Genomic DNA, 20,562 nt, shown 5'->3' with positions numbered 1-20,562 from the left:
TCAAGCCCTGCTCTGCAGCGGCTCCACCGGCTCCTCCGCCGTGGCCCGCTCGCCGGACTTGACGACGACCACGCCGAGCAGAACCAGTGCGCCACCGGCCAATTGGATCGGTGCCGGAGCCTGCCCGAGCAGCAGCCACGCGAATACAAGTGCGGCAACGACTTCCATCAATCCCATGAACGACGCCAACCGCGACCCGAGGCGTCGGCCCGCGGCGATCCCGAGGACATAGGCCAGCGCGGCGGTCACGACGCCGAGGCCGATGATCGGAACCCACCACGGCACAACCGCGTCGACGAAGGTGACGTCGGTGAGCGGGGCGGCGAACGGGACTATGCCGACGAGTCCGGCGACCAGCAGGATGAGCCCACCGGTGAGCAGGCCTGCGCCGGCGAGCACGATCGGCGGGAGTCCGTTGCTCTCGTCTGCCGACAGCACCCAGTAGACAGCGGCACCGGCCATCGAGCCCAGCGCCCACAGCACGCCGACGCTGTCGACGTCGGCACCGGAGATCAGGTCGAGCACGAGCACGAGACCCATCGCGGCCAGCAGTGCGCCCACCACGGTCAGGCGGCCCGGACGCTGCTGGTGACGGAACCACATCCAGCCGATGACGGCTACGGGCGAGGTGAACTCGATCAGCAGCGCCACCCCCACCTCCATCCGTCCGACGGCGTTGAAGAAGGCGAGCTGGCACCCGGCTACCGCGAAGGCTCCGTACGCGAGGAGCAGCTTCCAGTTCTTCGCCAGCAAGCTCCACCGCCCGCGCAACGCGAGGATCGACGGAATCAGCAGGACGGCTGCGGCGAGCAGAATCCGCGCGGTGACCGCGGCCCCGGCCGTCCAGCCGGCGTCGAGCAATCCCTTGGCGAGTGAGCCGGAAAGCCCGAAGGACGCCGCGGAGAGCAGCGCGAAACCGAGTCCCGAGAGTCGACGCGACCGTGCGGCAGCATCGCGGGTAGCCGCGAGATCCACGTTCGCGTCATGAGTGTAAGCCGTCATGACATGTGACAGTAGGGAGTGACTTGGTAAGGTGTCAACATGCTTTTTGCTCATGACGCGGAACTGTCACTGCTGGCGGCCGTGGCTCTGGTCAATTCCGCCGAGGAGCCGGACACGTTGACCACACGAGAGCAGCTCGCCGAGTTCTTCACCGAACAGGGTTATTCCGGCCGCTTCGACGGCGACGACGCCGAGCTCGAGGCGGTGAGGGCACTGCGGCCGACCCTGCGCGCGCTGCTCACCAGCAGCCGTGACGGCGCCGTGGTCGAGGTAAACCGTCTGCTCGCCGAGTCCTCGGCCCTACCCCGACTGGTTCGGCACGGAGATCTCGACTGGCACATCCATGCCGTCGCCGACGACAGTCCACTCGCGACCCGCATCGTCGTCGAGACCGCGATGTCCATGATCGACGTCATCCGAGCGGACGAGCTCTCGCGCTTCGACGTCTGCGCCGATCCGGACTGCAACGGGCTCGTCCTCGACCTCTCGCGCAACCGGTCGCGTCGGTTCTGCAGCACCACCTGCGGTAACCGCGCGGCCGTCGCCGCGTATCGGGCACGTAAGGCCCAATAGCACTACGGGGGCTTAGACGACGGGCTTTCGGGTATCCGCCGTCCGAGCTGATGGAAAGGAATTGCCCCTATGGTCGAGAAAAGGCCTACCAAGACAAGCTGGGCCAGAGCAGTCGAGAACATGCTGGCCGTCGTACTGATCTTCGCCGGGATCGCCGCCGCAGGCGGTCTGATCGCCGCATTGGCGGGCGGTTTCGAAGGTTGGGCGATCATCGCCGGAATCGCCGTGATCGTGCTGTTCGCAGGCGGATTCTTCGCCATTCGGGACGGCGCCAGGCGACGCGCCCTCGAATCGAACACCGTCGTCTACGCCCCCGACAACACCGACCAACTGTTCGACGTCGACCCCAATACGGGTGAGAGAACTCCGCACCGCGAGTAGTTCCACATGATGCCGTTTCGGTCGATCAATCAGTCATGATGGAACCGATTCGAGACGAACCATCGAATCGGTTCCGAGGAAGAGCACCCCCGACGCGGTCTCGACGATCGAACCCGACTCCGTGAAACCGTCGGACCTTTCGGGAAGTGGCCACCGCCATCGCACGTCACGCGAATTCGCGGTGGCCACGAGTGCGTTCTCATCGAACGAGTAGACGGTGTTTCCGACGAAAGTTTCGGACGCGTACGGATCGCGCAGCGTCCACACGTCCGAACCGCTCTCGTCGACGACGGTTGAATCGGAGGTCAATTCGAGCCCCTCGATCGCGGTGCCGGTGCGGGGATCGAAGAATGTCGCCTCGCCACCGAGGGTGACGAGACCGCGCCCGTCGGACACATGAATCAGCTCGCTGCCGACGCCTTCCCACCCCGCGGAGGAGGTGATCGGACGCGACCACATGTCGTCGAGAGCATCCACAGAACCGCCGTACAGTACAGATTCGCCGTCCTCCGGGTTGCCCTCGAGCAGGAAAACGGACTTCCCGTCGCTCTCGATCGCGTACGGGAACCAGGCTTCGGGAAACGGCGTTCTTTGCGCCTCCCCGTCGTCCACGCCGATCCTCACGATCGACGGGGCGTCGGAATACGAATCCAGACAGACGATGTCGTCGCGAACCGGCTCGCTCGCGCACTGATCGACACTGCCGGGAGACTTCTTCCAGCGGACATCGCCGTCCTCGGCATCGACGGCCACGAACTCGATCGCATCCACCGAGTACGAACGCGGATTCGGTAGGCCGATGGCAGTGACGAGAACATCACCGGCATCGACCGCGCCGGTGATACCCGAGTCGAACAAGAGGTCTGCTGCAGGAGAACGAAATTCGGCGAACCGACGTCCGTACACCGTTTCTGCGTCGATCTGCCAGCTCGGGTCGAGGACGGGCCCGGACGGCACCTGCGTGGTGATCGTCTCCTCCGAGAAAGTTGGTGTCATCGCCTGGCTGTCCGACGGCTGTTCGACGGACACGTCCTGCTTCGACACCACGACGACTGCAGCGACGACGGATACGGCGGCGACAGCCACCGCAACTCCAGCTCTGATGTTCGGGCTCCATCTCGAATTGATCATGGCCACTGCACAATCGGGGCCTGTGCCACGGCGTCGAGGACGTCGAAGGGCAGTGGGTCCGGTAACACCAGCGGTGCGGACTGGGTCCAGTCGAGAGCCACCGACGACCGCACCGACACCTGCACGCCGGACGGGCGGGTCACGGTGACCGACCGAGTGAGCTCAGTGGTTCCGTCCTCGGACACGAGACTGTTCGCGATATCGACGTCGTAGCTCTCGACCACCGAACCGTCGGGCAGCGTTCGGAACTCGATGACAGGTCCGTATGCGGACTCGGGATCGTAAGGGTCCAACGCCACCGGAAGTGCCGATCCCCCGGACACGGAAATCGACAGTGCAATATCGGTGCCGACGACCTCGAGATCGGTGCACACCCCGGAACCGTACGAACCGGGAACAAGAGACCCGATCGGTCGGTTCAACGGCGGTGCGTCGGGCAGCGACTCCCACGTGGTCGTCAACGCGTCGTCGGCCGCCTCGACGGACCCGGGCCGAATGTCGGCCACAGTTCCGGTCTCGCCCGAAGAGACGTAGCAATCCTGTCGTGGCGCAGAGGCACCAGCCGGAGCCGGAACCGTGAGTCGCAGATCCGGCAGCGCCGCGACGGTGGCCAGTTCGGATGTCTCCAGCGGGAATTCGCCCGATGCGCCGGTGAGACTGGCGGTCACCTGAGTCCCGTCGGGGTGATAGGCCGTGGCCGTCCGGAAGTGCGTTCGCTTACCGCCGTACTCGTACCAATTGTCGTTGGTGTCGATGACGGTGCCGTCGGAATCGGCGATTCGCGCATCGAGAGCGCCAGCGACGCACGCGGGGATACCGGCTTCGGAGGGCCGGACGTCGATACTCGTGTAGGCGGACGAGTCGGCCCTAGCCAGCTCTCCCCGTGCGCTGGTGCTGGGCTCGAAGCCGTCCGGTGCTGCATCGCCGAAGTCATCGACCGGCTGAAAGGTCACGGATTGGGAAGGAGCAGCCAACACGACGGTGACATCGGCCGGTAGAGCGGCGAGAACGGCGTCGGACATTGCACCCGCCTTGCCCGAAGTGAGCCATGGAAAGGCGGGATCGTCGTACGACGGGGTGCCATCCACGATCGACGACGACATGACCAGATCACCTTCATCGGACGGGGGCGGCTCGACCTCCGGGCAGCCCGGGATGTCCACCGGGTATTCGATCGGCTCGGACACGACAGCGGAATCACCCTCGGCCACAGCGGACTCCGGCGATCGAAGCAGCCCCGCCGCGACGACGCCGAGGGCTACCACCGTGACTATCACGGATATGTCGATGATGACGTCGTGTCTTCTACCTTCGGGCACGAGGAAACAATACAGACCCATCGGAAGGTTCTCACGTTCTTGCGTCGACGATCGGTCGAGTGCGAGAACCTATCGTTCCAGCTCATCGCAGCTGCTGTGGGTCCCACCGACCGTGACGACCTCACTCCGTTCATCTTCGATACATCACCGGGTGTTGGCATATGGCCATCGATTCGACAGCACCAGGTGAGGGGTTGCGGTGGGCCGCATACAGCTCGAGTCCGTGTCCAAGAAGTACGGCAACACACACGCAATCGAGGACGTCGATCTCGATATCGCAGACGGCGAGTTCCTGGTTCTCCTCGGACCGAGTGGCTGCGGAAAGTCGACCCTGCTGCGCCTGGTGGCCGGACTGATCCAGCCGTCCGGCGGCCGAATTCTGCTCGACGGCAACGACATCACCGCCGCTCCACCGCGCAACCGCGATCTTGCGATGGTATTCCAGAGCTATGCGCTCTATCCGCACCTGAGCGTTGCCAAGAACATCGGCTTTCCGCTTCGATCGCGCAAGTTCTCCCGAACGGTCATCGCGAACTCGGTGGCAGCGGTCGCCTCGACCCTCGACCTGAGCGAGTTGCTCGACCGCCGACCGGCCGAGCTCTCCGGCGGACAACGACAACGAGTTGCACTGGCGCGAGCCATGGTTCGAGACCCGGGCGCATTCCTGATGGACGAGCCTCTGTCGAATCTCGATGCCAAGCTCCGCAGTGCCACGCGTACCGAGCTGATCGAACTACACGAGCGGATCGGCACCACCTTCCTCTACGTCACACACGATCAGGTCGAGGCCATGACCATGGCGACCCGAATCGCTCTGATGGACAACGGCCGGATCGAGCAGGTCGGCACCCCTGCCGAGCTCTACGACACCCCACGATCGACGTTCGTCGCCGGTTTCCTCGGTGCCCCACCGATGAACCTGTTCGACGCGACCGTCGCCGAGCATCGCGGCGAACTCCACGCTGTCGCTCCCGGAGTGAAAATTCCCCTGGGAATCGAGGCCGGCTCGCACACCGAACACCCGATCGTGGTCGGAATTCGGCCCGAGAAGATGCAGATCGCGGACTCACACGCCCACGTGGACGCCGTCGTCGCCACGGTCGAAAACCTCGGCAGTGAGGAGCTGGTTCATATTCGAGCGGGCTCGAACCCGTTGTGCATCAGAGCACCTCGCCCGTCCACCGCCCGCGCCGGAGCTCCGATCACGGTCCGCATAAATCCTGCGGACGTGCATCTGTTCGACCGCGACAGCGGTCGACGCCTGACGTGGAGGCCCGAAGACGCACCCGTGCGCACCGGCACACCCCTGTACGTCGCCTGACCGACCATCCCCTGTTATCGAATGGAGTACCGACAGTGAAACGCACCATGACCGGATCGGGGGCGCTCGTCGTGAGCGCTCTGCTGTTGACCGCATGCGGAGGACTTGGCAGTACCACTGCATCCACCTCGGCCGCAGGATCGGCACCGATTCCCGAGCTCGCGCCGGATCAACCGGTATCCATCGTCTTCGAGAGCTACAACTACGGACTGGCGGGTGCGTGGACGGATACCTTCGACGCCCTGATCGCCGAGTTCGAGGAGCAACACCCGAACATCACCGTCACGGCACAGAAGCCTCAGGGCAACAGCCCCAATCCAGCCACCGACACGGTGTCGAGCATCCAGAGTCAGATGGTCGCCGGGGCCGCTCCGGACGTGGCGCAGCTCGGCTTCAGCGACCTCGACTTCACCATCAACCAGTTGGGTGCGAAGTCGCTCGACGATCTCGTCGGCAAGGACGAGGTGCAGCGCAACTTCGACGGAGCACGTCACCCGTACGCTGCTACCGCGCGAGTCCTCGCCGACTGGGACGGCGAGACCTACGGAGTGCCGTTCGTCTTCTCGACTCCTGTCTTCTATTACAACGCAACATTGTTCGAGCAAGCCGGCCTCGATCCAGCCGATCCGCCCACCACCTGGGACGAGGTCGCGTCCGCGGCGTCGGCGATCGCGTCGAAGACCGGCAAGGGCGGGGTGTACCTGGACTGCCTCACCAAGTCGGCAAAGGACTGGTGCTTCCAGAGCCTCGTTCGATCCAACGGCGGCCGGGTGCTGTCACCGGACCGGTCGACGCTCGAGTTCGACGGTGAACCCGCCGTCGAAGCGACCACCATGGCCCGCAACCTCGTCGACGCCGGAGCCACCCCGACGCTCAGCCAACAACAGGGGTACGAGGCCTTCGCTCGCGGCGACATGGGGATGATCCTGGAAACCAGTGCGATTCAAGGCACGTTCATCAAAGGCGCACAGGGCAAGTGGGACCTGCGCGCGACCACGATGCCATCGTTCGGCTCCAAGCCCGTCGTGCCGACCAACTCCGGGGCATCGCTGTTCACCTTCGCATCCGACCCCGCGAAGCAACGTGCGTCGTGGGAGCTGATCGAGTTTCTGACCAGTGAGGAGTCCTACACCGCGATCTCGAAGGGAATCGGCTACCTGCCCTTGCGCACCGGCCTCGTCGACGATCCCGACGGATTGAAGGACTGGGCCGAGTCCAGCCCGTTGATCGGCCCCAACCTGACGCAGCTGGAATCGATGGAGCCGTGGATCTCGATGCCCGGCAACGACTATCTGCAGATCCGGGACGGCATGATGGACGCCGTCGAATCGATCGTCTATCAGGGGGCGGACCCGGCTGCGACATTGACTGCCGCCCGGGAGCAGGCGACGACCCTTCTCCCCGCGTCATGACGGAGGAACGACCGATCGACGGGCACTTCACGTTGGTGCAGCTCACCGACACGCATTTGCGCGCCGAGGGCGAGCTGGTACACGGCAGGGTCGATACCTTCGCGAATCTGACATCCGTTCTCGAGCTGCTCGTGGCCTCGGGTCAACGCGTCGACGCGTTGGTTTTCTCCGGAGATCTGGCGGACGACGGTGACCCAGCTGCATACCGTCGGCTGCGCGACGCCGTCGAACCCGTTGCCGAATCGTTGGGCGCTGCCGCGATTTACGCGATGGGCAATCACGACGAACGGGCCGGGTTCGCTCGCGAACTGCTAGCCGACGGTGCGGCAACGGATTCCGATCGCACGTTGGACGCGGTGCACGTCGTCGACGGCGTCCGCATCGTCGTCCTCGACAGCTCCACACCGGGCCGGCACGACGGCCGGATCGAGCCGCACCAATTGCGCTGGCTCGCAGATCGATTGGCGACACCATCCCTGCGCGGGACGATTCTGGTGCTGCACCACCCGCCGATCTCGTCGCCGGTGGTGACGGTGGACTATCTGAGGTTGCAGAACCCCGACGAGCTTGCGGACGCGATCGCGGGCTCGGATGTGCGCATGGTTCTCTGCGGCCATGCCCACCACACCGGGGCGGGGGCCATCGACGGAGTCCCGGTGTGGATCGGGCCCGCAATGTCGTATCGGGTCGACACTGCTCCCCCGCTGGGACGGCACCGCGGGCTCACCGGGTTCGGTTTCACTCGGATCGATCTACTCGAATCCGGCTTCACCGCAACCGCTGTCGAAGCGAGCCCCGCAGCTACGGTCTACGACGAGTCTCAGCAGTCGGTACTCGCCAAGCTGGCGGATCTCTCGCGCCGGGCCGGGTGAGAAGAGTGTTCGTCACCGTCGAGGATCCACCGCGATTGCTCGTGGTCGACCCGGATCGGGAGCAACAAGCCCGGCCCGGCCGGTGGCGGCGAGTGGCCAGGTCGGCGCAGCCATACCTGTATCTGACGCCTGCCGTCGCATTGTTGATCGTCTGGACGTATCGGCCACTGATGCAGGCAGCGGAGCTGTCGACGTATTCGTGGAATTTGTTGCCGACCACCCCGATGGTGCCGGTCGGTGCCGACAACTATCGGCGGTTGCTCGAGCTTCCTGCCGTCGGCGACTCTCTCTGGCGTACAGCGATTCTGATTCTCGGACTGCTGCCCTTCTCCATCGTTCTCCCGGTGGTCATCGCGTTCGCCACGCGCAACGTGAACGGACGTGCGCGAGTGGTCTATCAGAGTGTCGTGTTCGCGCCGTTTCTCATCGCGCCCGTCGCAGGCGCGGCCGTCTGGCAGTGGCTGCTCGATCCCGGTGCCGGAATCGTCAATCGCATCATCGGATCCGATCGCAATTGGATCCAGGATGCCGACACCGCGCAGTTCGTCATCATCGTGATCACCGGTTGGCATTTCCTGGGCTTCGCGGTCCTCGTGGTATCGGCTGGGATGGCCGGTGTGGACGCCTCCTACCAGGAGGCAGCCGAGATGGACGGCGCGTCGAAGTGGCAGATCGACCGCTGGATCGTGCTGCCGCTGCTGTCGCCGACGTTGGTGTTCCTCGCCCTGATGACCGTGCTGCTCAGCGCGCAGTGGACCTTTCCGCTCATCGACACCCTGACCCAGGGTGGCCCCTCTCGATCGACGACGAACATCTACTACCTGCTGTGGGACTACGGCTTCCGCACCTTCGACGCCGGCCTGAGCGCCGCCGCGGGGATCGTACTGTTCCTCGGATTCGGCGCGTTGGCCGGCGGACTCGTCTGGCTCTCGGAAAAGGTTGCATTCCATGATGATTGAATTCTCTCGCCTACGTGGACACCTGGTACTGGGCATCACCGCACTCGGGTGCGCGTTCCCGATCTACTGGTTGTTCGCGACATCGTTGCGTCGACCCGAGGACGTCTACTCCCTCTCTCCCGTGCCGTGGCCACTCTCCCTGGCCAACTACTTCGACGCAGCGACCAAGGTGGACCTGCTCGGGCTGTTGGGCAACACGTTCGCTGTCGCTCTGGTCTCGTCGACGGCACAGTTGCTGATCGCCCTGCTGGCGTCGTATGCCTTCGCGATGTACACGTTCAGATTCCAGAAGGTGCTCTATCTCGCGTTCGTCGGCACGTGGCTTGTGCCGTTCCAGGTGACGATGTTGCCGAACTACGTTCTGCTGTACCAGCTGGGACTGATCAACACCCTGGCCGGCGTCGTCGTACCCACGCTCTGTTCCGCGTTGGCGGTGTTGCTGCTTCGGCAACACATGGCGAGCTTCCCGAAGGAGCTGATCTCTGCAGCCCGGATGGACGGGCGTTCGTCGTGGTCGATCCTCTGGACGGTGGTGGTACCCAACCTCAGGCCTGCACTCGCAGCTCTGTCGATCCTGCTGTTCATCAACTCCTGGAACGAATACTTCTGGCCTGCAGTGGTATTGCAGCGGAGCAACGCAGTCCTGCAGTTGGGTCTGCGTAGCTTCATGGGTACCGAAGGCACCGACTGGGGACCGATGATGGCCGTCGCGGGAATGGCGTGCCTACCGGTGTTTCTGCTCTATGTCGTGCTGCAGCGGCACATCGTCGACGCGTTCGTCAGGTCGGGCCTGAAATGATCATGCCGGTTCGATGCAGCGCACGAAGGCGTCGACTGCGGGGTTCGACTCGTTGCCTCGCCAGACGAGATACAGATCGATTGTCGGAACGGGGTCGAACAGCTTGACGGCCACGGTGTTCGATCCAACGGCTCCCATCCCCGCCGAGGTCGCCCGCGACCACGAGGCGAAGCCGACCAATGGCTTCACCGACACCACGTGAGCCGTCGCACCTGGGTCATCGGCAGTCTGGGCCACGTGGAGTCCGATACGGTTGTCGGCGGCAGCCGCGAAAATGGAGTCGTACATCGCCGGGCACTGTTCCCTCTCGAACAATACGCAGGATTGACTTGCCAACTCCGCGAACGGAACTCCGGACCGATCCGCCCAGCTGTGCGCTCGACCGACCACGGCCACGAGCGGCACCCCCTGCAGCACTCGGCGGTGGCGAAGCTCCGGTGAGCCGGGTCGGCCGTACACGAACGCGACGTCGAGGGTGCCGTCGTTCAGTGCCGCCAGCTGAGGTCCGGTTCGTTTCTCCCACAACGAGACCACGACGTCGGAGTGATCACGGCTCATCCGAGACAAGGCGTCGGGTAGCACGTGCCGACTCGCAGGCAGGTTGTATCCGATGTTCAGCGAGCGTTCTTCGCCGGTCGCGATCGCCCTGGTGACCTTCGCCGCCGTCTCCATCTGCCGAACGATGAGGCGTGCCTGACTCTCGAATTCCCGCCCCGCACGCGTCAACCTCACCTCGTGGGAAGTCCTGGCGACCAACGTCACCCCCAGCGACTTCTCGAGCTTCTGCAGTTGCGCGCTGAGCGACGGTTGGGTGAGATGCAGGCGGGCGGCAGCGCGTCCGAAATGCAGTTCCTCGGAGAGGGCAATGAACGCCGTCAGATGCCTGAGCTCCATGATCTGCCCTTCGAGGTGGGTTGGTCACGCCAGGGTATAGACCGCACACAACGACACCTGAACACCAGATTTCCAGGTGATGCATTCTTCGGGTGAGGTGTGCCCTCAGTCCGAATCGGCCTGCAGCGCCGCCAGCATGCTCGAGTTCGGTGCATATCGGCTGATCCACGTCGCTTGGACGGCGTGGTAGAGATCGGGTTTACCGCTCCACACCGTCGCCGCCGGTACGTTGTCGGAATCGAGTTCGTGATGCCAGGAGCCGTCGACACGGTCGATGAAGTAGTCGGCCGCGACGTCCCACCACGTTCGATAGTCGTTGCCGTACCGGTCTTCTCCGGTGCAGCGCGCGAGCGTCGCCGCCGCTCCGATCGCCTCGCACAGCACCCAGTGCAGACGTCCGGTGACAACCGGCTGCCCTGTCCAGTCCGTGGTGTAGACGAACCCTGGCGTCGGTCCGGGCTGCCAGCCATCGACGGCAGCGCGGTCGTAGAGGGACTTGGCCGCGTCGACGTAGTCCCTCCCGCCCGCGACGAGACTTGCCTGCACGAGGAGTCGTGCCCATTCGAAGCCGTGGCCGACGGTGGCCCCGTACGGCTTGAACTGATTCGCTACGTCGTCGCGATTGTGTTCGAGTTGCGGGATCCACTCGGCCGTGAAGTGCTCCGGGATGCGCCATTCGTTGGCCGCCGACCATCGACATACGTTGTCGCAGATACGTAGTGCGCGTTCGCGCCAGATCTCGGGGGCACCGGTGTCGGCGGCCGCCAGCAGCGCCTCGACCATGTGCATGTTGGCGTTGATGCCACGATACGGATCGAGCTCGGTCCAGTCGACAGTCCAGGTGTCCGAACACATTCCGTATCGTTCGTCCCAGAATCGAGAGTCGACGATGTCGAGTACCTCGTCGAGAAGAGCTGGGCCGCGTGGGTGCCCCACAGCGGTGGCAGCCGACGCGGCGAGCACCACGAAGGCATGCGTGTAGGCCGATTTCACTGCACCGGGCGAGGACGCGTCGGCAATGGACTCGAATCAGCCGCCGTTCTTGTTGTCCCGCAACGTCGTCAGCAATCCGTCGAACACCCGATCGGCCTGCCGTCGGGACCCCGGACGACCCAGCAACGACGCGAGAAAATGCACATGCGCCATCCGCGCGGTGATGTACGTGTGCGCCGGATGATCGAGATCGGGGTGCCCGCGTTCGTCCAGCCACACAGCTCCACCGGCTGGGTGGTCGAGCGTGCTTCCGAAACCGAGAAGGCGAGTCGATTCGGCGTCGAGCCACAGTCGATGCGAGGGAAGCGTCCACCAGCTGCCGGGAACTCCTGGAGTCATGCGTTCATTGTGCGGTGCCCGCGATCGCCTATTCGACGGAAGCCACAGTTTCCTGCGATTCGTCGAACAGTTCCACTCGATCCTTGCCCGTCTGCTTGGCCCGGTACATCGCGGAATCTGCGTCCCGAAGCACATCCTGAGCCGTGGCACCTCTGCGAGCCAGAACCATTCCGATGCTCGCCGACACCTCGTACTGCTGTCCCTCGAACTCGATCACCGAGGACAGCGCGGCCTTGATCCGCGCGGCCACGCTGCCGGCGAGTCCGTCCGCGTCCGAGGCCGGGTCGTCCATCTGGGCATCGAGGACGAGGACGAATTCGTCACCGCCCACTCGGGCGATGAAGTCGTCGGTTCGCAGTATCGCGCGCAGACGCCGAGCCACCTCGACCAGCACCGCGTCACCCGCCGCATGCCCGCCGCTGTCGTTCACGTCCTTGAAACCGTCCAGGTCGCAGAACATCACCACCGCGGCGGTACCGGTACGCGCGCCACGGTCGATCGCGGAGCCGATCCGGTCCAACAGCAGCATGCGGTTGGGTAGTCCCGTCAACGGATCCTGCAGCGCCGCTCGTTCGAGAGCGCGCTCGGCCTCGACGACGTCGGTCACCTCACGGAGGACCGAAAGCACCTGCAGCACTTCTCCCGACGGTGTCCGGCGAAAGGGCGTGGTTCGTCGCGACAGCCACCTCGTCTCCCCGCCGGGGCCGCGCACTCGGTACTGGATCGTGAGACTTTCCCCATCGGCCAACGATGCAGCGTCCCGGTCGGCCGCCGCGACGATGTCGAGGTCTTCCGGTAGCACCGCGATGTCAGAAGAATCCTCGGCACCGTCCACCGTCGAATTACTGTCGCGACGCCCCTCCGCATCGTCGGTGGTCGGGATACCGATCAACGAGCGAAGGCTGCGCGACGCCCACGTCAGGTTCCCCGTGTCGACGTCGACGACCGTCGCGACATCCGGCGAAGCGGTCAACACGGCGTCGCGAAATGCTCGCGCCCGATCCAGCTCCGCCCGCGCCTCACGCTCTGCCGTCACGTCCTCCGACAGCACCATGGCACCGACGATGGCGTCGGCCTCGTCGCGCAGCGGCCGGGCTCGTACCTGGAAGATTCTTCCGGTTCCGGCGCTGACGGAATCGAAGGAGGATTCCTTCCCCTCGACAGCTGCCCGGTAGTACGGCTCGACGTGCGCGAAGACCGCCGGTGGCACCGTGTCCTCGAGCAACTTCCCTTCCATCCGGAGCGGGTCGTAGCCCTCGGCGACCAGATCGGCACCCTCGACCAGGACGAATCGAAGATCGCGGTCGACGATGAACACGGTCGTATGGGGCAGGTTCACCGCGAGCTGACGGTACCGAGCCTCACCGGCGTCGTCGAACATCGCCGGCGAACGAAGCAGTGGCCCGTAGGAGCGGCGCATTCCGAGATACACGACACCTGCCAACGCTGTCGACAAGGTCACCGCGATATCGAGACCGCCGCCCATGGATTCCCGCATGATCGCGATCGTTCCGCCGCCGGCGTGTTCGCCGTGCCCGGCCCCTGCGAGCAGGTGAACCGCATGCAGCACGTGGTGAGCCGCGCAGGTGGTGAAGATGGCGGCGGTTGCGAGCGCCAATCGGTTCTTCCGAAGCTGGGCTGTGCGACTCAGCCCGCGAACGATGAACAGTACGATCCCGAGGTACGCCGACGCAGTGATCGCGTTGAAGATCACGACCCAGAGCCAACCGCTCATGCGACGGACTCACTGTCGGTTGCGTCCCGGTCCGCGTCGAAAGGGAAGTGCAGCATCGATGACCTCCGCGGGTCTGGAACTGCTGGGGTGTGGGCCGGACCGAGAACGCGGACGAGCCCGCCCGCCGGTGTCGTGCAGCGAGGTTATCTCAACCCGGCCCCGTACCCGCGAGATGTCAGCGAGACACGCTGTAGCGCAAATACAGCCACCCCGTCGCGGCGAACACCTTCTGCTCCGCGAGTGACAGATCGAGGTGATGACCGGCCGGAAAAAACGGTTTGCCGCCGCCCAGGATGGTCGGCAGGAGGATGACCTCGAACTGATCGATCTCGTCGACCAGCGACTCTGCCAATGCGGCACCGCCCACCGCCAACGTCCCTTCGGTCTCCCGTTTCAGACGCTGGACCTCGGCGACGGCATCGGCACTGCGCACCAACCGGCACCCGTCGGCCACCGAGTCGAGAGTGTCGGAGAAGACGATCCGCGGGGTGTCCACGTACAGTCGCGCAAACTCCACCTCGACGTCGTCGCCCTCTGCTCGTTCCGGAGCTGTCCAGTAGTCCTCCATGGCCTCGTACAGTCGACGTCCGAAGAGAAAAGCAGCAGTGGCCTCCGTCTGCCGGTTGGAGAAGCTGTGTGTCTCGTCGTCCGGCATGGAGAAGTCGAGACTGCCCGCGGAATCCTCGATGAAGCCGTCGAGAGAAACGTGCATGTTGTACGTCAGAATTGCCATGTCACTCCTGAAGTCGGATGGGATCGTGGGTACTGACCTCGTCGAGCCCGACTATTCACCGGCCACGACGCATTCGATCGATGCCGACTACCGAGGCTCTGCTTCTACACGCTCCGATAGCGCAGTGATGAACTGTGCGATCTCCTTCGGCTTCTCCTCGGCCATGAAATGTCCCGCGTCGATGGGTTCGTAGGTCAGATCCGACGCCCAGGCACCCCACAGCGACGCCGCGTCGAAGCCCAGTTGCGAACCCCAGTCCTGCGAGATCACTCCCACCGGCATGGTCAGTCGCGCTCCATCGGCTCGGTCCTGCAGATCCATCGCGAGATCGACTCCCGCAGTGGCCCTGTAGTCGGCGACGACGGAATCCACTGCGTCGACCGAGCTGTCGATGTAGTGCTGCCGAACAGCAGGCGGAAAGGTCGAACCATCGGGATCCCACGCGTCGAGGAACGAGCCGAAGAACTCGGGAGCGACAGCCCTGATCATCTTTTCCGGCAATCCCGAGGGCTGAGCCATGAGATACATGTGCCAGGCCACCCTCGCATCGACCCCGCGCAACACTTCCCAGCTGTCTGCGGTGGGAAGCACATCGAGGATGCCGAGGTACCGCACAGCAGATGGATGATCGAGTCCTGCGCGGACTCCGACGAGCGCCCCGCGATCGTGTCCCACCAGCCCGAAACGATCGAATCCGAGCGACCCCGCAACCCGCACGATGTCCCGCGCCATCGTCCGCTTCGAGTACGTGTCCGAATCACGTTCTGCCGGCTTCGCACTCGCACCGTACCCGCGGAGATCCGGCACGATGACGGTGTGCCGCGACACGAGCTCACTCGCCACGTCTCGCCACATGTAGTGGGTCTGCGGAAAGCCGTGCAGCAGAACCAGAGCCGGCCCGGTCCCGGCAACCGCCACGTTCAGTTCGACGTTCTCGTCCACGGGGACCATTCGATACCGGAATCCGTCCATGGTCAGCGAATTCATTGTGGCTCCTTCAGTTCTGGGGGTCCGACGCACGGGCAGGGTGGCCGGAGAATATCCCCGGCGGTAGTTCGTCGGTGTCGAGGGCAGTTGAGCGCAGGGCCGGAAGGATCACCGAATCGATGAGTGCTTCGAGGTAGCGGTCGCCGATGTCCAAACCATTGAGCCGACGAAGCAGAATGACGGAACCGACGACCTCATCGAAGGGGAACGGATCGGTTCCTTCGAGGAGTTCGCCACGCTCGACGGCGGCCGCGATGACCGCAGCGGGAAGACGGGCACCGGTCGTGCCCACGGACCTCTCCATCTCATCGCACAGTTCGGGATCTTCCAGTCCTGCTTGCAACAGCAGTAGAGGCATCGACCCGTCGGCGGCCGCCATGGTCTGTGCCAGGCGCTTGCAGAGAACAAGCAAGTCTCCGCGCAGAGTGCCGGTATCGACGTCATCAGAACCTACGTGAGAGGCGGGTCCAGCCTTGACGGCCGCAATGACCATCTCCCGCTTGGTTTTCCAGCGTCGGTACAGCGTCGATTTGGACGCTCCCGCACGACGCGCCACACCCTCGAAGGTGACGCCGTCGTATCCCACCTCACCCAGTACGGCGTTGACGACCGCGAGGATCTCGGACTCACGCTGATCATCCCGTGGACGCCCGGCGCGAGCTTCTGGGACGACGACAGCCTTACGATACGACACGGTTCGTATCGTATCAGCAATCGACTACATCGATCGGCCGACCATAGAGCGCCGCCGCCACCCGTGGGAGGGTGAGTTCGCCGAACGCACGCGCAGCAACTCTCACATCGAGGACGTCCGAAAGGAGCCACAGTGTCCGCCAGTTCCTGGGATCGCATCGACAGCTCGTTCGAGATCCTGTCCGGCCTCGTGAGACTGCTGCGACCGACGAGCGTGCTCAGCGTCGGCTCCGGGAGTTCGACGCTCGCTCTGGCACGCGCACTCGAATCGGTCGGTAGCGGGATCACTCCCCGACTCCTGAGCTTCGCCGACGACGACGGCGGTGATTCCGGCGTCGAACGTTTCGCTCGGGAGAATCGACCGAGGTTCGATTTCGTCGAGCCGATCGACGGCTCGCTGTTCGACATGCCACCGCGACACTTGCGAGACGTCGGCCCGTTCGATCTCGTGTGGATCGACGGCGAATCGCTCGTTACGGATGCACGATTCGTGCGTGCACTGTGGCCACATGTCGGGCCGAACGGCATTCTCGCCATCGAGAACTCGTACCTGCCGGCTGAGGCGAACCCGCTGTGGAACGCGATACTGCGGTTCTGCGCAGACGACGTCGAGGCCCTGACGCTCCCGAGAGTCGACGGCGAGGATTCGATGGGGGTCGGCCTTCTGAGGAGACGATCCGACTCCGTACGAGAGGTGAGTTTCACCGACGACATGGTGGCCGCCACCGGGGTTCCCTTGCGGTTCGAGTCCATCGGGGTCCACGACGATGCGCCGTTACTGGACCGCGCCACCGGAGTCCTCCATGTTCTCGCAGATCCCGATCTTCGGACGGTCCTGTTCGCGATCGGCACTGGACTCTCGACAGTGGTTGCGCTCCAGACCCACACCGGACTGCCGGGCCGTGCACTACACAAGGCCATCGCGCGCCTGTTCGCTATGTCGGTGGTGACTCGGGTGGACGATCGACTCGTCATCGACGAGAAGACATTCGAGGAATTTCTGAAGCTTCCACGAACGAAGCCGCAGCCGACGCAGATACCTCGATACAGCCGTGATCGAGCCGAATTCCTGAAGGTGATTGCACAGCAATTGAGTTCGACGACGTGGTCCTCGGAGCATCAGGTGAACGAACTGTGCCGGTTCTTCGACGACGACTACGCCACGTTGCGACGCGAACTCGTCGACACCGGATTCCTCGAGCGAAACAGCGCCGGTTCGATGTACCGGGCGCTGGGCAAGGAATAGATCGCCTGGTCGACGGCCATGCCGAGGGGGCCCAGGATTCGAGTGCAGACATACGGGGCACCCACTACTTGAGCGCAGCAGCAGGCCCCCGCCGGCGCTCCGATGGAAATCTCACCGGAGCGGCTCGAGGAGTTCGCTCCCGGCCTGGACACCGACCTCATGGAGCCGATTCAGCAGACCGCCGAGATGGAGATGGCAGATATCGACGCCACGTTCGGAAAGATGAGTTAGCCCCTCCCGTTTCCCATCCCGGCCTCCACCCCACGACGGTGGAGGCCGGGCGACTTCGCACGCCGACAATGCGACCTGCAGGAACCCTGACTTACCCGTATCACCGGTGATACAGTCACAGCATGGAACCGGTCAGCATGCGCGATCTGAGGAACCACGGTGGCGACGTCCTCGCACGTGTCGAGCGGGGGGAATCACTGATCGTCACCCGAGACGGAACGGAAATTGCCGAACTCCGGCCGATTCCCCGTCGCAGCGTCTCGACGGCGCAGCTGATCAGTCGGCGCAGAAATTTGCCGCAGGTCGACCCTATGTCGATGCGCAGAGACATCGATTCGGTCTTGGACGCTTCACTGTGAGCGCTCGGCACCCGCGGGGCATGCTGGATACATCCACCGTGATCTTGCTCGGAAGGATTCGCGACGTTGATGCACTCCCGGCCGAGTGTTCCATCAGTACAGTGACCTTGGCAGAGTTGTCGGTCGGTCCACACGTTGCTGGCTCTCGAACTGAACGCGCGGCAAGGCAACTACACCTTCAGCAGGCCGAGTCGGACTTCGACGCGATGCCGTTCGATGCAGCCGCTGCTCGAACTTTCGGACGCGTCGCAGCCTCTCTTCGCGAATCGGGGAGGAAGCCGGCTGCACGAGCGTACGACGCCCTGATCGCAGCATCAGCGCTGTCCCTCGACTTGCCTCTTTTCACATGCAACCCCAACGACTTCACGGGAATCGACGGGCTGACGGTCATCTCCGTTCCACATCCCGATCACGATTTTTGACCGGGGAACACTAGCCGGGCGTCTTCACGTCCAGTAGAGAAGCTGCGCTTCGGGGAGCACGGACTCGAGTTCTTCCACGAACCATGTACGCATCTCCGACATGGTGTCCTTGGGATAGACGTACTTGACGCCGCCGAACTTGTTTCTCTTTGCCGTGCGGGCACTTTCGTCCATCTCGAGCTTCGTCCCCGGGTACCAGCTCAACAAGACATCCTTGCTGGACGGCGTGAATCGATGGGTGATGATCTCGGCGGTCGATGCGCGATGCCATCGGCGTTGACCGACAAGCGAACTCGGGTCTTTCGCCCGTGATCGAGCGTCACCAACTCGGTGACGTCGTCGAACTTGGTGGTGAAACGCAGCGACACGTCGTCGCCGTAGGTTCCTGCGCCGACCCTGCGCACGGCCTCGGCGAGCGATCCCGTCACGTGCTCGATCCCCAAAGGGTCGGTGTAGCAGGAGAGTTCGAAGGTAGTGCCCTCGTGTCCACGCTCCTCGGTTCCCGTGGTGATGGTGCCGCGGCCGGCATGGGTGCCGATACCGGCCAGGACGTCGTCGAGGTTGGCGAACACCCGGGTGATCGGCGGCCCGGACAACGAGCCCGCCAGATAGCAGTACTGACAGTGCGCCGGGCATCCCTTCGCCAGGTCGATACGCCAATCTGCACTCGGCGGAATCGGTTGTGGTTTCAGCACACTCGGTGGTGCCACCACCACCGCCATCGTCGTCTTGGCACGCGCATAGTTCTCCCGCTCCGACTCACCGCGCAGGCCGGTCAGACGGTCCCCCGGCAACACATCGATCTCGGTCACTCCGGCTGCTTCGCATCGACGAATGATTTCCGCGGTATGGGGAAGCTCGGACGCAGACCGGGTGACCAGGACGCGAGAGGGCGTCCACAGTCGAGCAGGGGCGGAGAGAACGTTGTCCATTACCTCTGGTCAACGCCCGGGGACGGTCAAACCTTCCCGATAACAGCAGCTCAGATTCTGTCCAATTCAGCTCCGGTAATTTCGCGGTTCATGGATCTCGGGTAAGAAGCTCTCATGCCCTTTGCCGACGAACTCATCGGCCCGGATGCAGCCCGCACTCTGTTGCGGACCATCCGGACCGCCGCACCGAGCGCAGATCTGTCTGTACTCGAAGGATCGATCGACCGGTTGCGGCCGCTCGCGCTTCGGGCCCGCGCCGATCTGTTGCGCGATGCCCTTCTCACGGGACTACCCGGCGACTACGCGGAGTTCGCTCGCACCATCCGCCGGGCTGCCGAGAATCCGGACTTGCAAGGCTGGTCGATCTGGCCGGTGACGAGCGCCGTGGCCATGAAGGCCGTGGACGAACAGACATCCGCCGCGTTCGACGACGGAATGTCGCTGCTGGCCGAACTCACCGGGCGACTCACCTCGGAGTTCGCCATCCGCACTTTTCTGCGAGCCGATGCGGATCGGGCTCTCGCGATCGCGCTCGAATGGACGCAATACTCGGACGAGCACGTGCGTCGTCTGGCATCGGAAGGCACCCGGCCGTACCTGCCGTGGTCGGTGCGCGTCCCCGAGATTCTTGCGCGGCCGGGCGTCACGGTCTCGATCCTGGACCGGCTTTACCGAGACGACAGTGACTACGTTCGACGGTCGGTGGCCAACCACCTCAACGACTTCAGCCGAGATGTCGCGGACTTGGTCGTCCGGACCGCGGCCCGGTGGCTCGACGACCCGGACGCACACACCGACCGGCTCGTGCGACACGCGCTTCGGACGGTGATCAAGAACGGAAACACCGACGCCCTTGCACTATTGGGCTTCGCTCCGGCCGACCTGGAGGTGACAGGACCCACCCTCGACGTTGCGGAGCTACGGATCGGCGGCAGCGTGCACTTCGATGCGTCGATCCGCAATGTCGGCACCGAACCGGCAAAGGTCGCGATCGACTACATCGTCCACCACACCAAAGCCAACGGTGGGGTGACAGGGAAGACGTTCAAGTTGACGACGAAAACGATCGCACCCGGTGAGAGCATCGACGTTGCGCGGCAACACTCGTTCAAGACGCTGACCACACGGAAGTACTACCCCGGTCCGCACTCGATCGAGCTTCAGATCAACGGTGTGAGTTACGGTCTCGCGGAGTTCGTGCTCGTCGGCTGACGCGGGCTTTGTACCGC

Annotated in this window: 22 protein-coding genes and 1 pseudogene; 12 read left to right on the top strand and 11 right to left on the bottom strand. The window is 64.1% G+C overall.

What is annotated here, in order from left to right:
- Entirely contained in the window at positions 1-1,002 is a 1,002-nt protein-coding gene (locus tag AYK61_RS19875; RefSeq protein WP_121872082.1) for a DMT family transporter, read from the bottom strand.
- Positions 1,003-1,041: 39 nt separating this feature from the next.
- On the opposite strand from AYK61_RS19875, the gene AYK61_RS19870 reads away from it, so the two are divergent.
- Positions 1,042-1,575, top strand: coding sequence for a CGNR zinc finger domain-containing protein (locus AYK61_RS19870; RefSeq protein WP_121872081.1), 534 nt, complete (start codon positions 1,042-1,044; stop codon positions 1,573-1,575).
- Positions 1,576-1,644: 69 nt separating this feature from the next.
- Entirely contained in the window at positions 1,645-1,956 is a 312-nt protein-coding gene (locus AYK61_RS19865; protein WP_128645236.1) for a hypothetical protein, read from the top strand.
- Between the two features lie 33 nt (positions 1,957-1,989).
- Here the strand turns inward: AYK61_RS19865 and AYK61_RS19860 are convergent, their stop codons facing one another.
- Both AYK61_RS19860 and AYK61_RS19855 read right to left on the bottom strand, forming a co-directional pair.
- A complete protein-coding gene (locus tag AYK61_RS19860) occupies positions 1,990-3,087 on the bottom strand; it encodes a PQQ-binding-like beta-propeller repeat protein (RefSeq protein ID WP_121872935.1) in 1,098 nt (365 codons plus the stop codon).
- Positions 3,084-4,406, bottom strand: a complete 1,323-nt coding sequence (locus AYK61_RS19855; RefSeq protein ID WP_121872934.1) for a hypothetical protein — start codon at positions 4,404-4,406, stop codon at positions 3,084-3,086. The genes AYK61_RS19860 and AYK61_RS19855 overlap by 4 nt, the downstream gene beginning before the upstream one ends.
- Positions 4,407-4,605: 199 nt before the next feature.
- Here AYK61_RS19855 and AYK61_RS19850 point away from each other — a divergent pair, with 199 nt between their 5' ends.
- Genes AYK61_RS19850 through AYK61_RS19830 form a run of 5 tightly spaced genes read left to right on the top strand, consistent with a single transcriptional unit; the run spans position 4,606 to position 9,769 of the window.
- On the top strand, positions 4,606-5,727 hold the full coding sequence (locus AYK61_RS19850) for an ABC transporter ATP-binding protein (protein ID WP_121872079.1): 1,122 nt from the start codon (positions 4,606-4,608) through the stop codon (positions 5,725-5,727).
- 47 nt (positions 5,728-5,774) lie between these two features.
- Positions 5,775-7,139 carry an ABC transporter substrate-binding protein gene (locus tag AYK61_RS19845; RefSeq protein WP_121872933.1) on the top strand — a complete coding sequence of 455 codons (1,365 nt, stop codon included), beginning with the start codon at positions 5,775-5,777 and terminating at the stop codon, positions 7,137-7,139.
- Positions 7,136-8,011 carry a metallophosphoesterase gene (locus AYK61_RS19840; protein ID WP_121872078.1) on the top strand — a complete coding sequence of 292 codons (876 nt, stop codon included), beginning with the start codon at positions 7,136-7,138 and terminating at the stop codon, positions 8,009-8,011. Before AYK61_RS19845 ends, AYK61_RS19840 begins: the two co-directional genes overlap by 4 nt.
- A gap of 35 nt (positions 8,012-8,046) precedes the next feature.
- Positions 8,047-8,970 (top strand): carbohydrate ABC transporter permease, encoded by a 924-nt coding sequence (locus AYK61_RS19835; protein ID WP_259468206.1) that lies wholly within the window; start codon positions 8,047-8,049, stop codon positions 8,968-8,970.
- Entirely contained in the window at positions 8,960-9,769 is an 810-nt protein-coding gene (locus tag AYK61_RS19830; protein WP_121872077.1) for a carbohydrate ABC transporter permease, read from the top strand. The genes AYK61_RS19835 and AYK61_RS19830 overlap by 11 nt, the downstream gene beginning before the upstream one ends.
- Here the strand turns inward: AYK61_RS19830 and AYK61_RS19825 are convergent, their stop codons facing one another.
- From AYK61_RS19825 to AYK61_RS19800, 6 genes and pseudogenes are all read right to left on the bottom strand, one after another.
- A complete protein-coding gene (locus AYK61_RS19825) occupies positions 9,770-10,663 on the bottom strand; it encodes a LysR family transcriptional regulator (RefSeq protein ID WP_121872076.1) in 894 nt (297 codons plus the stop codon). It abuts the gene before it with no gap.
- Positions 10,664-10,768: 105 nt separating this feature from the next.
- Positions 10,769-11,995: pseudogene (locus tag AYK61_RS19820) on the bottom strand (AGE family epimerase/isomerase).
- 28 nt (positions 11,996-12,023) lie between these two features.
- Positions 12,024-13,730: a diguanylate cyclase domain-containing protein gene (locus AYK61_RS19815; protein ID WP_121872075.1), complete on the bottom strand. Its 1,707-nt coding sequence runs from the start codon at positions 13,728-13,730 to the stop codon at positions 12,024-12,026.
- A gap of 175 nt (positions 13,731-13,905) precedes the next feature.
- The gene (locus AYK61_RS19810) at positions 13,906-14,463 is read right to left on the bottom strand and encodes a dihydrofolate reductase family protein (RefSeq protein ID WP_121872074.1); all 558 of its coding nucleotides are present in this window, start codon (positions 14,461-14,463) and stop codon (positions 13,906-13,908) included.
- An 87-nt stretch (positions 14,464-14,550) separates the two neighbouring features.
- Positions 14,551-15,450 carry an alpha/beta fold hydrolase gene (locus AYK61_RS19805; protein ID WP_121872073.1) on the bottom strand — a complete coding sequence of 300 codons (900 nt, stop codon included), beginning with the start codon at positions 15,448-15,450 and terminating at the stop codon, positions 14,551-14,553.
- A gap of 10 nt (positions 15,451-15,460) precedes the next feature.
- Positions 15,461-16,144, bottom strand: a complete 684-nt coding sequence (locus AYK61_RS19800; RefSeq protein WP_121872072.1) for a TetR/AcrR family transcriptional regulator — start codon at positions 16,142-16,144, stop codon at positions 15,461-15,463.
- 132 nt (positions 16,145-16,276) lie between these two features.
- On the opposite strand from AYK61_RS19800, the gene AYK61_RS19795 reads away from it, so the two are divergent.
- The 4 genes from AYK61_RS19795 (at position 16,277) to AYK61_RS19785 (ending at position 18,401) form a co-directional block, all read left to right on the top strand.
- Positions 16,277-17,389, top strand: a complete 1,113-nt coding sequence (locus tag AYK61_RS19795) for a DUF2087 domain-containing protein (RefSeq protein ID WP_121872071.1) — start codon at positions 16,277-16,279, stop codon at positions 17,387-17,389.
- A 102-nt stretch (positions 17,390-17,491) separates the two neighbouring features.
- Complete coding sequence (locus AYK61_RS27985) at positions 17,492-17,620, top strand: hypothetical protein (RefSeq protein WP_259468129.1); 129 nt, start codon at positions 17,492-17,494, stop codon at positions 17,618-17,620.
- Between the two features lie 122 nt (positions 17,621-17,742).
- Positions 17,743-17,979, top strand: coding sequence for a type II toxin-antitoxin system Phd/YefM family antitoxin (locus tag AYK61_RS19790; RefSeq protein WP_183130364.1), 237 nt, complete (start codon positions 17,743-17,745; stop codon positions 17,977-17,979).
- Between the two features lie 20 nt (positions 17,980-17,999).
- Complete coding sequence (locus AYK61_RS19785) at positions 18,000-18,401, top strand: type II toxin-antitoxin system VapC family toxin (RefSeq protein WP_121872930.1); 402 nt, start codon at positions 18,000-18,002, stop codon at positions 18,399-18,401.
- Positions 18,402-18,425: 24 nt separating this feature from the next.
- Here the strand turns inward: AYK61_RS19785 and AYK61_RS27660 are convergent, their stop codons facing one another.
- Both AYK61_RS27660 and AYK61_RS19780 read right to left on the bottom strand, forming a co-directional pair.
- The gene (locus AYK61_RS27660; RefSeq protein ID WP_220709135.1) at positions 18,426-18,605 is read right to left on the bottom strand and encodes a spore photoproduct lyase family protein; all 180 of its coding nucleotides are present in this window, start codon (positions 18,603-18,605) and stop codon (positions 18,426-18,428) included.
- Complete coding sequence (locus tag AYK61_RS19780; RefSeq protein ID WP_397485283.1) at positions 18,602-19,333, bottom strand: spore photoproduct lyase family protein; 732 nt, start codon at positions 19,331-19,333, stop codon at positions 18,602-18,604. The genes AYK61_RS27660 and AYK61_RS19780 overlap by 4 nt, the downstream gene beginning before the upstream one ends.
- 114 nt (positions 19,334-19,447) lie before the next feature.
- Here AYK61_RS19780 and AYK61_RS19775 point away from each other — a divergent pair, with 114 nt between their 5' ends.
- The gene (locus AYK61_RS19775; protein WP_121872070.1) at positions 19,448-20,545 is read left to right on the top strand and encodes a DNA alkylation repair protein; all 1,098 of its coding nucleotides are present in this window, start codon (positions 19,448-19,450) and stop codon (positions 20,543-20,545) included.
- Positions 20,546-20,562: the final 17 nt, after the last annotated feature.

This window comes from Rhodococcus sp. SBT000017 (genome assembly GCF_003688915.1).
Lineage (GTDB): Bacteria > Actinomycetota > Actinomycetes > Mycobacteriales > Mycobacteriaceae > Rhodococcoides.
This window is presented reverse-complemented; position numbering and strand designations above follow the sequence as displayed.